The sequence below is a fragment of the Candidatus Tisiphia endosymbiont of Sialis lutaria genome (assembly GCF_964026535.1).
Classification (GTDB): domain Bacteria; phylum Pseudomonadota; class Alphaproteobacteria; order Rickettsiales; family Rickettsiaceae; genus Tisiphia.
Window position 1 is genome coordinate 819,488 of sequence record NZ_OZ032153.1, and the last position, 12,864, is coordinate 832,351.

Genomic DNA, 12,864 nt, shown 5'->3' on the forward strand with positions numbered 1-12,864 from the left:
TCTTGCAAAACTCGCTTATGTTGAGGAATTTGAAGGAGACGCGGAACGCAGAACCGCAGCGTACTCTAATGTACGTGAGGATTCGAGTACCGCATCGACGTACAAATTACCAGCAGAAGTAGAGTTTTGCAAGAGGTCTAATGGGTTTGTAGCTCAGCTGGTTAGAGCACACGCCTGATAAGCGTGAGGTCGGAAGTTCAAGTCTTCTCAAACCCACCATCATAAGTATTCTTTATGAATCTTGAGAATAATATAATTGATCAATTAAGTCGTAATAAATTAGCTATTTGCTGGCTTAGAAATGGGGTAATCTCGCTTGCCCTTGCTGGGGTGTATTCAATAATATTGGTAATGCTCCGCACTCCTATATTAGTTACCCTATTTCCCAATACAGAAATCTTTAAATCAGCTTTGGTTATTCATGTTAATTTATCAATCCTAGTTTGGTTGATATCCGTTACAGCATGTATTTGGAGCTATAATTTACAGCCAACGACTTCCAGTATAACATATGTAATAATAGCATTTTTTGGCACTGCACTAATAGCTTTATCACCACTTTGTGGACAAAATCTTCCTGTAATGAATAATTACATACCAATGCTGGAGAATATAATGTTTATTCTTGGAATTAGTTTATTTGGCGTATCGGTATTGTTATTTTCATCAAACGTCATCCTAGCAACGATTAAGAACCTAAAAAGTCAAAAATTGATCAATTTTACTATCCTTTCTACTGCAATAATGTGGATATTAGTATGGGTATGTTTTATTTGTTCTTATTATCAACTACAACAAGTTATTAAGCTTGTGCCAGTCGATATAGAATTTTACTATGAATTGCTTTTCTGGAGTGGGGGGCATTTATTGCAATTTATTTACACACAAATTATGATATTAGTAATAATAGTATTATCCAATACTTGGGTAAATAAAGAATTAAGATTTAACAAATTATATCTGATTTTATTATATTTAAATTTTTTGATAAGTATTGCAGCTATTTGGGGACACTTATCATATGATATTATAGATGCTGAATTCAAAGAATATTATACTAAACAAATGAAATATGGTGGCGGAATAGCCCCAGCTCTGTCTTTGATACTAATATTTTATGAGCTAGTTAGCCATAATCATAAACTAGTGGTAAATTCTCTTGTAAGAAATTCTCCTATAAAAGCAAGCATCATTTATTCTAGCATATTATTTTTGTCTGGAGGGTTTATTGGCGTGTTAATTACCAGTATGAACGTTACTGTTCCTGCCCACTATCATGGTTCGATTGTTGGAATAAGTGTGGCATTTATGGGATTTAGCTTTCTTTTATGTGACAATGCATGTAATAATGAACAAAAGAAAAACTCATATTCCTCTGCAGCAATTATTACTTTAACTATCGGGCAAATGTTACATATTATAGCTCTTCTTTTTGCTGGTGGTTATGGGGTGATGCGAAAAACACCAGGAGTAGAAATGACGATTAGCAGTAAGTTACTGATGGGGGCAATGGGTGCTGGAGGACTAATTGCTATTGTTGGTGGCTTGATGTTTGTTGTTATTTGTGGTAAAAAGATGGTATTGAAATAATTAGTATAATAAAAATAATGACCTTGAAAAAACCTACTATAGAAGAAGCCCAAGAGGCAGTTAGAACTTTATTGCGATTTATTGGTGAGGATCCAAATAGAGAGGGGTTAGCGAAAACTCCTGATAGAGTAATAAAAACTTACCAAGAGATGTTTTGTGGGTACAATAAAAATGTAGAAGAAATATTATCTACTAAATTTTATGAAACTGGTAACTTTCAGGACTTCATTCTATTAAAAGACATAAAGTTTAATTCTTTTTGCGAACACCATTTGTTACCAATAAATGGTACGGTTGATATAGCTTATATACCAGATAATTGTATAATAGGTATCAGTAAATTTGCCAGAATAGTTGATGTTTTTGCAAAAAGACTACAGATTCAAGAAAAAATGACAGTACAAATTGCTGAAACATTACAGAAATATATTAAGCCTATGGGTGTTGCGGTCAGGATTTCTGCATTACATAGTTGCATGACTCTTAGAGGTGTTATGCAAAATGATAGTATTATGAATACTATGCATTATACTGGTATATATTTAGAGCAGCAGAAATATCGTCATGAATTTCTAAATATTATTGCCAAAAAATAATCAAAGAAAGAGCTATGTTACTATCAAAATATTTTTTACCCGTGCTAAAGGAAGAGCCAGTAGAGGCTCAAGTAGTTTCTCACAGATTGATGCTTAGAAGTGGTATGATAAGACAACAATCTGCTGGAATTTATAGCTGGTTGCCTATGGGATTAAAAGCCCTAAAAAATGTTGAAAATATTGTCCGACTTAATATGAATAAAGTAGGTGCCATTGAAATATTAATGCCTTGTATTCAACCAGCATCTTTATGGATGGAATCTGGAAGATTTGAGAATTACGGTAAGGAAATGTTAAAATTCCAGGATCGCCATGATAATACGTTATTATTTGGACCTACTAATGAAGATATGGTTACCGATATTTTTAGAAATAATATTAAGTCCTATAAAGATTTGCCAAAAAACTTATATCATATTCAGTGGAAATTTAGGGATGAAATTAGACCTCGCTTTGGGGTGATGCGTGGTAGAGAGTTCTTAATGAAAGATGCGTATTCTTTTGATATAGACCAAATAAGTGCGATAAAAACTTATAATCAGATGTATCTAGCATATATGCAAACTTTTCGTGATATAGGACTCCGTGTAATCCCAGTACTTGCTGATAATGGTCAGATTGGTGGGGATTTAAGCCATGAGTTCCATATTCTTGCCACTAATGGTGAGAGTACTATTTTTTATGACAAAAAATTTCTATCTTTAATAGATCAGGAAAATTTAGATATTGAAAAATTACAATCCTTATATGCGGTAGCAGAAGAAAAACATGTTCATGATAAATGTTTGTTAACAGAAGAGAATCTTGCTAGTAGTAAGGCTATAGAGGTTGGGCATATTTTTTATCTTGGTACAAAATATTCTAAAGCAATGAAGGCTCTAGTAAATGCTAGTGATGGGAGTCTTGTGCCAGTGGAAATGAGTTCCTATGGTATAGGTATTTCAAGACTTTTAGCCGCCATAATTGAATCAAGTCATGATGATAAAGGGATTATATGGCCTCCAAATATTGCTCCTTTTATGGTATCAATATTAAATTTGAATATACTTGATAGTAAATGCAATGAACTATCACAAAATCTATATGATCAGTTTGTAGCGAATAAAATAGAGGTATTATACGATGATACAAATGAGAGAGCTGGTAAAAAATTTGCCACTCATGATCTTATAGGTTCACCGTACCAAATAATTATTGGTTCCAAAAACTCTGAGAAAGATGTGGTCGAATTAAAAGATCGTAAAACAGGAATAACAGAAGAGTTAACAGTAGAAAATGTTGTTACCTACCTCTCTAAAATTCTTTCTTATATGTAAGTTATGACTCTAGACAAGCCAAAACATGACGAAATCTTTCGCAAATCTATGGAGAATCCCATAGTTGCTAAAGAGTTTTTGGCAACTCATTTGCCTAAAGATGTGCTGGCTTTAATCGATAGTACATCTTTAAAATTAGAAAAAGATAGTTTTATTGAGCCAGACCTTTCTGAAACTATTTCTGATGTATTATTTTCTGTTAAGTTTAATGATCAAGATGGCTATATTTTTTTGCTATTGGAACATCAAAGTACTGTTGATAAAATGATGGCGTTTAGGTTATTTAAATATATGATTAATATTTGTGATCGATATTTAACTACTAATCATAAAGCTAAATGCCTTCCAGTAATTTATCCCCTAATAATTTATAATGGCAAGAAGAAATATAACGCATCGCTCAATATATGGAATTTATTTAGCCATCCAGATTTAGCCAGAGGCTTTTGGACAAATGATTGTCAGCTTATTAACGTACATGATATTCCTGATGAAAAACTCAAGGAAAAAGTATGGTCTGGGATTTTGTTATTTTTCCTCAAACACATCCACGAACGTCAATTACTGAAAAGATGGCAAGAAATCTCTCATCTCTTGCCTAAATTGAGTAAAATAACAATAGGCTATGACCATATAAGAAATCTATTACAGTATACTTTGATCTTTATTGAGCAAAATGATAAAATAGAGTTAGAAAAAATATTAAAAAATAGTTTAACTAAAGAAAAAGGAGAAGAACTTATGCCTAGTATAGCTCAAGTATGGAAAGAAGAAGGGATTCAAATCGGACTACAGGATGGTATCAAAATCGGAGTGCAAGATGGTATTAAAATCGGAGTGCAAGATGGTATTAAAATCGGAGTACAGGATGGTATTAGAATCGGAGAAGCTAGGGGAGAAGCTAGAGGCGAAGCTAAAGGTGAAGCTAAATTAATAAAAATGATGATAAACAATGGCAGCTCTATTGAAGAAGTAGCGAGAATTACTGGACTATCTATTACTAAAATCAATGAATTACTGAAAGTACAATAAGTAATGAATTATTAGATTAGCTATATAAGCAAATTTTATTATGACTTCAGACAAGCCAAAACATGACGAAATCTTTCGCAAATCTATGGAGAATCCCATAGTTGCTAAAGAGTTTTTGGCAACTCATTTGCCTAAAGATGTGCTGGCTTTAATCGATAGTACATCTTTAAAATTAGAAAAAGATAGTTTTATTGAGCCAGACCTTTCTGAAACTATTTCTGATGTATTATTTTCTGTTAAGTTTAATGATCAGGATGGCTATATTTTTTTGCTATTGGAACATCAAAGTACTGTTGATAAAATGATGGCATTTAGGTTATTTAAATATATGATTAATATTTGTGATCGATATTTAACTACTAATCATAAAGCTAAAAGCCTCCCATTAATTTATCCCCTAATAATTTATAATGGCAAGAAGAAATATAACGCATCGCTCAATATATGGAATTTATTTAGCCATCCAGATTTAGCCAGAGGCTTTTGGACAAATGATTGTCAGCTTATTAACGTACATGATATTCCTGATGAAAAACTCAAGGAAAAAGTATGGTCTGGGATTTTGTTATTTTTCCTCAAACACATCCACGAACGTCAATTACTGAAAAGATGGCAAGAAATCTCTCATCTCTTGCCTAAATTGAGTAAAATAACAATAGGCTATGACCATATAAGAAATCTATTACAGTATACTTTGATCTTTATTGAGCAAAATGATAAAATAGAGTTAGAAAAAATATTAAAAAATAGTTTAACTAAAGAAAAAGGAGAAGAACTTATGCCTAGTATAGCTCAAGTATGGAAAGAAGAAGGGATTCAAATCGGAGAAGCTAGGGGAGAAGCTAAAGGAGAAGCTAAATTAATAAAAATGATGATAAATAATGGTAGCTCTATTGAAGAAGTAGCGAGAATTACTGGACTATCTATTACTAAAATCAATGAATTACTGAAAGTACAGTAAGTAATGAATTATTAGATTAGCTATATAAGCAAATTTTATTATGACTTCAGACAAGCCAAAACATGACGAAATCTTTCGCAAATCTATGGAGAATCCAATAGTTGCTAAAGAGTTTTTGGCAACTCATTTGCCTAAAGATGTGCTGGCTTTAATCGATAGTACATCTTTAAAATTAGAAAAAGATAGTTTTATTGAGCCAGACCTTTCTGAAACTATTTCTGATGTATTATTTTCTGTTAAGTTTAATGATCAGGATGGCTATATTTTTTTGCTATTGGAACATCAAAGTACTGTTGATAAAATGATGGCATTTAGGTTATTTAAATATATGATTAACATTTGTGATCGATATTTAACTACTAATCATAAAGCTAAATGCCTTCCAGTAATTTATCCCCTAATAATTTATAATGGCAAGAAGAAATATAACGCATCGCTCAATATATGGAATTTATTTAGCCATCCAGATTTAGCCAGAGGCTTTTGGACAAATGATTGTCAGCTTATTAACGTACATGATATCCCCGATGAGGAGCTAAAGAAAAAAGTATGGTCTGGGATTTTGTTATTTTTCCTCAAACACATCCACGAACGTCAATTACTGAAAAGATGGCAAGAAATCTCTTATCTCTTGCCTAAATTGAGTAAAATAACAATAGGCCATGACCACATAAGAAATCTATTGAGCTATACTTTGACCTTTATTGAGCAAAATGATAAAATAGAGTTAGAAAAAATACTAAAAAATAATTTAACTAAAGAAAAAGGAGAAGAACTTATGCCTAGTATAGCTCAAGTATGGAAAGAAGAAGGGATTCAAATCGGAGTACAGGATGGTATTAGAATCGGAGAAGCTAGGGGAGAAGCTAGGGGAGAAGCTAGAGGAGAAGCTAAATTAATAAAAATGATGATAAATAATGGTAGCTCTATTGAAGAAGTAGCGAGAATTACTGGACTATCTATTACTAAAATCAATGAATTACTGAAAGTACAGTAAGTAATGAATTATTAGATTAGCTATATAAGCAAATTTTATTATGACTCTAGACAAGCCAAAACATGACGAAATCTTTCGCAAATCTATGGAGAATCCCATAGTTGCTAAAGAGTTTTTGGCAACTCATTTGCCTAAAGATGTGTTGGCTTTAATCGATAGTACATCTTTAAAATTAGAAAAAGATAGTTTTATTGAGCCAGACCTTTCTGAAACTATTTCTGATGTATTATTTTCTGTTAAGTTTAATGATCAGGATGGCTATATTTTTTTGCTATTGGAACATCAAAGTACTGTTGATAAAATGATGGCATTTAGGTTATTTAAATATATGATTAATATTTGTGATCGATATTTAACTACTAATCCTAAAGCTAAAAGCCTTCCAGTAATTTATCCCCTAATAATTTATAATGGCAAGAAGAAATATAACGCATCGCTCAATATATGGAATTTATTTAGCCATCCAGATTTAGCCAGAGGCTTTTGGACAAATGATTGTCAGCTTATTAACGTACATGATATCCCCGATGAGGAGCTAAAGAAAAAAGTATGGTCTGGGATTTTGTTATTTTTCTTCAAACACATCCACGAACGTCAATTACTGAAAAGATGGCAGGAAATTTCTCATCTCTTGCCTAAATTGAGTAAAATAACAATAGGCCATGACCATATAAGAAATCTATTGAGCTATACTTTGACCTTTATTGAGCAAAATGATAAAATAGAGTTAGAAAAAATATTAAAAAATAGTTTAACTAAAGAAAAAGGAGAAGAACTTATGCCTAGTATAGCTCAAGTATGGAAAGAAGAAGGGATTCAAATCGGAGTGCAAGATGGTATTAAAATCGGAGTACAGGATGGTATTAGAATCGGAGAAGCTAGAGGCGAAGCTAAATAATAAAAATGATGATAAACAATGGTAGCTCAATTGAAGAAGTAGCGAAAATTACTGGACTATCTATTACTAAAATCAATGAACTATTGAAAATGCAGTAAACTGGTTAGCTATAGGCTGTGCAACATTACCCCAAATCAATTATAGATGAAATATGTGGCTAAAATATCTTACATATATAACATTACTAATTAGTGTTATATCATTATGGCTTCCTGTAAAAGGAAAATTTAAACCATGGCAATTATTTCTATCTATTTCTCTAGTCTTATCTTTTGTTAGTAATATAGCGAGTCTGTTTGCTATTTTAGCAATTTTGTTGTTTTTTTATTTAGTATTTTCGTATCATAAATCTTCTACTAAATTGAAATATGTCTTATGGAGTTTAGTGTTCGTACTTGGATTAATGTTAGAACTGCATTTAATTCCAGGATTTGATAATTTATTAGTTTTAGATAAAATACAATTCACTCCAGATGCTTTACCGTTTACACTATATTTAAACTTAGATAAGACAATTGTCGGTTTAATTATTATAGGTTTAACTTTAGATTTAGCATCTACTTGTAGCGAACTGAAAATATTACTCTTGCAAGTTTTTTATAGATTACCAATTATTCTATTAGTAATAATAGTGTTATCTATTGCATTTGAGTACATCAAATTTGCACCAAAGATACCACAAAATTTATGGATATGGGTAATCAATAATTTATTTTTTACATGCGTTGCTGAGGAAGGATTATTTAGAGGATTTTTCCAAGAATCATTAAATCAGTTAAAATATAAATATTCTAAGGATATAGCCATACTAATACCTGCACTTTTCTTTGGAGTGATGCACTATCCAGGAGGGCTAAAATACGTAATTTTAGCTACAGTAGCTGGAGCTTTATATGGATGGATATATAAAGTAACGAAAAGAATTGAAGCAAGTATACTTGTTCATTTTATGCTTAATTTAACTCATATTTTACTTTTTACTTATCCAGCTGTTAATAAGCTTTGAAGACTGGTACAGATAATGGATTAGGAACAAGCATAAACTGCCGGTTATATGGAAAAGCTTATACAGCAATTTGAGAGGACGTATGCAAATTGGTGATAACTTCTTCGTCAGATCGCAATGGCTAAATTCTTAATCGGATTAGCTATATCCCAAATTCAGTGATATATAGTCAATTCAGGGGAATTTGGGGCTAGGAACGATGGAGCGATGCCTATAAGTAATAGGCGAGCATTGAGCGACGACGTCACCAACTTCCTATCAATTGACTATAGTTTCTATTTTTAACGTTTTTGATATATACCTAAGAGACCATCAGGGATAATTACTTTAGTTATTTCTAACAATCTCCTAGTAATATTGGATCTTGGATAATCTTTTATGATAAGAAAAATAATTATATCTACTATCATTGCTATTTCATTGTTAATATGCTCTATATTAGTTGCTGTAAACTTTGTTGACTATAATTCTGTCAGTAACAGTTTTGTCAATGAATTAAAAATTTCTCCTCAAAATCTAAAAAACATAAAAATAACTAAATTTCCTATACCTTATTTGACTATTGATCGTATAAAAGAAGATGGAAGGCTAGAATTAGAAAATATAAAAATTTACTTTGCTCCATGGTCATTATTAATTCTTAGACCAAAAATTAGTGCTGTAACCATAAATAATGCCACAATATATTCAGATGAGCAGGATTTTGACATTATAAACCATGATAGGATAGTTAGTTCATTGATAATAAATGGTATAATAGATATAAATTTTGATGTTAAAAATCTGACTATTTTAAATAAAGATAACCAACCTATTCTTACTTTAAATAACTGCTCTCTATTTAAAAACAACCCTGTTTCTAGTAAAATTTCATTCAAGGGAAATGGGGGGTATGTAGGAAAATTATCCGGATTCTTTGAAAGAAATGCTAATCAAATAAATCTTGACCTTACTATTGCTAATAGTGATTATAATTTTCACCTGTTAGAAACCTATATAGACTCTAAACTGATAAATGGCAAAGCAGAATATCTAATACAACATTTAGCTGATATATTACATATTCTTATACCAGATTTAGATTCTTTGTTTAGAAGATTTAATCCGAATGAAAAGATAAATATAAAATTTGATATTTTACCTACTCCCCAATTACTTAAGCTAGAAAATATAATTATAGATTCTAATTCACTAGCAGGTAATGGTTCAATATATTTGAATAAAAGTGATGATATTACTAGTATAATAAAATTACATTTTCCTAAGATAGATACAAAATCACTGATTACCTCATCAAATAATATTAAACAATTTAGCAATTCAATTTTTGGGTTAAGGTTTCTCTTTGAGAATAAATCAATTATCACCAATATTTTAGTTGATCAAATAATATTAAATAACGATGAGGTATTAAATAATACTAAAATTTTGCTTAATTTAGACAAAGGGGTATTAGTGGTTAATGATTTTTCTGGTACAATAAAATCCGGAGGAAATTTTCAATTTGTAGGTAATGTAACTCAAAACTCAGTAAGAAGTATATTTGACGGCACAATTTACTTGCAACATAATGACCTTAATTCTGTATTGAATACTTTAGGTTATCAACAGGCAGTTAGTAAAAATCCTACAGCTTTTATTTTATCCTCAGATTTAAAACTAACTTTAATAGATGTATATTTACAAAATCTTATGCTAAAAACTGAGAATACTAAAGTTACCGGTAATATTACGGCTAGATTTATTGGTTCTATGCCACATTTTATAGCTATTCTTGACTTCTCCTCGATAGATTTAAATAGAGAGGATTATCCAATAATTTCACCATTGGTAAAATTTGTCAAAAGTTTGTCAGAAAATATGAAAGATGAATCATACTTAGCTAAATATATTCCCATTAGAACAGTTAATTATTTAGGTAATTTTGATATCACGATCAATGATATAATTATGGGAGATAATTCATTTGGGAAAGCATATATATTAGCAAATATTTCGCCAGGTAATATTGAAATTAGTAATCTTGATATAAGAACCAATAGTGATTACATCAATCTTAGTGCCAATTTGTTAGCAAATAATATTAAACCACAATTAGAAGTTACAATAAATGATGGTTCTCTTAATGTTAACTATTTAACTGCTGAATCTTTACTTAATCTACGAAATAAATTACTAAATGAATTTGATTTAGAAAAAATAGAGTTAAAATTAGATGGCATGTTATCAAAAATAACGCAGAATGATCTAGTATTACAAAATATTAAATTTGCTTTAGCAAATAACAATGCCCTATTTAAGATCAGTAACCTTGAAGCAAATTTACTTTCTGGTAAATTAGCAGCAGAAGGTAATATTTTATTAGATCCATATACTCTTAGCTTTGTTTATGCCCTAAATTCTATTGATTTAGCTCAATTATCTAATATTTTTCCGAAAGGGTTACTAAACAATTATGGGGGGATGAGTATCAATGGAACACTCGTCACTAATGGTGATAGTTTAAAAAAATTGTTATATGAGCTTAGCACTCAATCAGAGTTTGTCGTAAAAAATGCTAAAATCAGTAACTTTTCCATTGATTCATTTATAGAAAAAGTTAATAATAAAGATTATAATCTTAAATATTTAAAAGAAGATTTAGCCTATGCTATGTATCAAGGGCAAACTGAATTAGATAGTTTGCGTGGCAACATTCAGTTAAAAAATGGCATAGCTACAATAAAAGATGTAGTATTTAATACGAAATATACTAGTGGGTCTGCATCATTAGCTGTAAATGTATATAATTGGGACATGACATTATCTTCAATATTATCTTTCTATATAGCAGACTCAAAACTTAATTTAAATGACTCTAGTAATCAAAATACTCCTATAAATCTTAAAATAAAAACATCGGGTACTATATTAGAACCTATAAAAACGTTAGATGAAACTGAATTAACAAAGGCTTTAGAGAACAAAAAAAAATCCACAGTTATAAAACAATAATTTTAACCTTGCCGACTAGTAATATTATTCTATAGTCAATTCAGGATAAGTTGATGCTAGGAGCGATGGAGCGACGCCTATAAGTAATAGGCGAGCGACGAGTGACGACGTCACCAACTTCTCATCAATTGACTATATCTTAACAAGAAGATTTTTAAACCATATAATTATGCTAATGCGATTACAACTATTGCTATTTTTTTCCTGTATAATAACATTCAATATAAGCTCATATTCTGCTTATGCTGCAAAAAAACCTGTATCTGCACCAACTCCAACAAGTCTTGTCGTAGATTACAATAGTGGTAGAATCTTGCATGATAAAAATTCTACTACTAAAATATATCCGGCTTCATTAACAAAACTAATGACCTTGTATTTATTGTTTGAAGCAGTAGAATCTGGTAGGTTATCAATAAATCAAAAATTATATGTTTCAAAAAATGCAGAAAAAACGTTACCAAGTAAACTAGGACTTAAAGAGAAAGACTCTATTACTGTAAAAGAGGCTATTTTAGGTCTAATTGTTAAATCGGCAAATGACGCGGCTATGGTTGTGGCTGAAAATATTAAAGGTAGTGAGGAAAAATTTGCTCGGTTGATGACTGTTCGTGCCCATCAGCTTGGTATGAGAGATACTTATTTTAAAAATGCTTCTGGATGGCATCATCCTTGTCAAAAAACTACTGCTCGGGATCTTGCTAAACTATCTATAGCTATTAAGCGAGATTTTCCCAAATATTATAGTTATTTTTCTAAAAATAACTTTGTTTTTAGAGGTAAAACTATACGAGGGCATAATAAAGTGAATGAAACTTATGAAGGAGTTGAAGGGTTAAAAACCGGCTATACCACTCCAGCTGGTTATAACTTGATTACTGCTGCAACTAGAAAAAACAAATCATTGGTTGCTATTGTCACTGGCGGCAGATCTGCTGAGTCCAGAAATTTGCAAATGGTAAAACTATTAGATACGCATTTTGATAAATCGAGCAATAATAAGACAATGGCTAATAAATTGATAAAAGTTCCATCAAAAAAATATATTAAAAGAACAAAATCAACTAAAATTGTGACAAATATTAAAGCAAAAAACAAAAAAAAGTTGACTCGAAGTTAGGGAGAGGTAAGTAACCTCAATTTGGTATAAGAATAAGCCTTTTAAAGATATGGTTAATAGTTTACGCATGGCATTTAAAAAAGTCATATAGAAAATAGCTTAGCGTCATTGCGAGCCACCCATAACTGTTGAAAGTTAGAAGAGGAAGCGGTTTTAGACCGGATAGTTTAAAAGTCGTATGTGGTCAACGTCTATTAGCGAGAAAGACCGTAGGTCAACGAAGCAATCCACAAAAGTAATCAAAAGTGGATTGCCACGACCTACTTGCGTGGTCTCGCAATGACAGAAAACCTATCTAAAACCTGCTTTACCTTCTAACTTTCAACAGTTGTAGCGAGCCACCGTAGGCGGCGT

The 12,864-nt window shown here is 31.1% G+C and carries 10 protein-coding genes and 1 tRNA gene; all 11 read left to right on the plus strand.

Annotation, left to right across the window (positions count from 1 at the left end; genetic code table 11):
• Positions 1 to 142: 142 nt before the first annotated feature.
• The 11 genes from AAGD20_RS04025 to AAGD20_RS04080 all read left to right on the plus strand — a co-directional run bounded on the left by AAGD20_RS04025 (position 143) and on the right by AAGD20_RS04080 (position 12,510).
• Positions 143 to 219: transfer RNA gene (locus AAGD20_RS04025), tRNA-Ile, on the plus strand.
• Between the two features lie 15 nt (positions 220 to 234).
• Positions 235 to 1,590, plus strand: a complete 1,356-nt coding sequence (locus AAGD20_RS04030; RefSeq protein WP_341748563.1) for a cbb3-type cytochrome c oxidase subunit I — start codon at positions 235 to 237, stop codon at positions 1,588 to 1,590.
• 17 nt (positions 1,591 to 1,607) lie between these two features.
• Positions 1,608 to 2,186 carry a GTP cyclohydrolase I FolE gene (gene folE, locus AAGD20_RS04035; protein ID WP_192866950.1) on the plus strand — a complete coding sequence of 193 codons (579 nt, stop codon included), beginning with the start codon at positions 1,608 to 1,610 and terminating at the stop codon, positions 2,184 to 2,186.
• A 14-nt stretch (positions 2,187 to 2,200) separates the two neighbouring features.
• A complete protein-coding gene (gene proS, locus AAGD20_RS04040) occupies positions 2,201 to 3,502 on the plus strand; it encodes a proline--tRNA ligase (protein WP_094649695.1) in 1,302 nt (433 codons plus the stop codon).
• Between the two features lie 3 nt (positions 3,503 to 3,505).
• A complete protein-coding gene (locus AAGD20_RS04045) occupies positions 3,506 to 4,534 on the plus strand; it encodes an Rpn family recombination-promoting nuclease/putative transposase (RefSeq protein WP_341748564.1) in 1,029 nt (342 codons plus the stop codon).
• Between the two features lie 40 nt (positions 4,535 to 4,574).
• Positions 4,575 to 5,495, plus strand: a complete 921-nt coding sequence (locus AAGD20_RS04050) for an Rpn family recombination-promoting nuclease/putative transposase (protein ID WP_341748565.1) — start codon at positions 4,575 to 4,577, stop codon at positions 5,493 to 5,495.
• Positions 5,496 to 5,535: 40 nt separating this feature from the next.
• Positions 5,536 to 6,492, plus strand: a complete 957-nt coding sequence (locus tag AAGD20_RS04055; RefSeq protein WP_341748566.1) for an Rpn family recombination-promoting nuclease/putative transposase — start codon at positions 5,536 to 5,538, stop codon at positions 6,490 to 6,492.
• Between the two features lie 40 nt (positions 6,493 to 6,532).
• Positions 6,533 to 7,390, plus strand: a complete 858-nt coding sequence (locus AAGD20_RS04060; RefSeq protein WP_341748567.1) for an Rpn family recombination-promoting nuclease/putative transposase — start codon at positions 6,533 to 6,535, stop codon at positions 7,388 to 7,390.
• Between the two features lie 151 nt (positions 7,391 to 7,541).
• Positions 7,542 to 8,396 (plus strand): CPBP family intramembrane glutamic endopeptidase, encoded by an 855-nt coding sequence (locus AAGD20_RS04065; RefSeq protein ID WP_341748568.1) that lies wholly within the window; start codon positions 7,542 to 7,544, stop codon positions 8,394 to 8,396.
• Between the two features lie 378 nt (positions 8,397 to 8,774).
• Entirely contained in the window at positions 8,775 to 11,390 is a 2,616-nt protein-coding gene (locus AAGD20_RS04075; protein ID WP_341748569.1) for an AsmA-like C-terminal region-containing protein, read from the plus strand.
• Positions 11,391 to 11,559: 169 nt separating this feature from the next.
• Positions 11,560 to 12,510 carry a D-alanyl-D-alanine carboxypeptidase family protein gene (locus AAGD20_RS04080; protein ID WP_410520888.1) on the plus strand — a complete coding sequence of 317 codons (951 nt, stop codon included), beginning with the start codon at positions 11,560 to 11,562 and terminating at the stop codon, positions 12,508 to 12,510.
• Positions 12,511 to 12,864 lie beyond the last annotated feature (354 nt).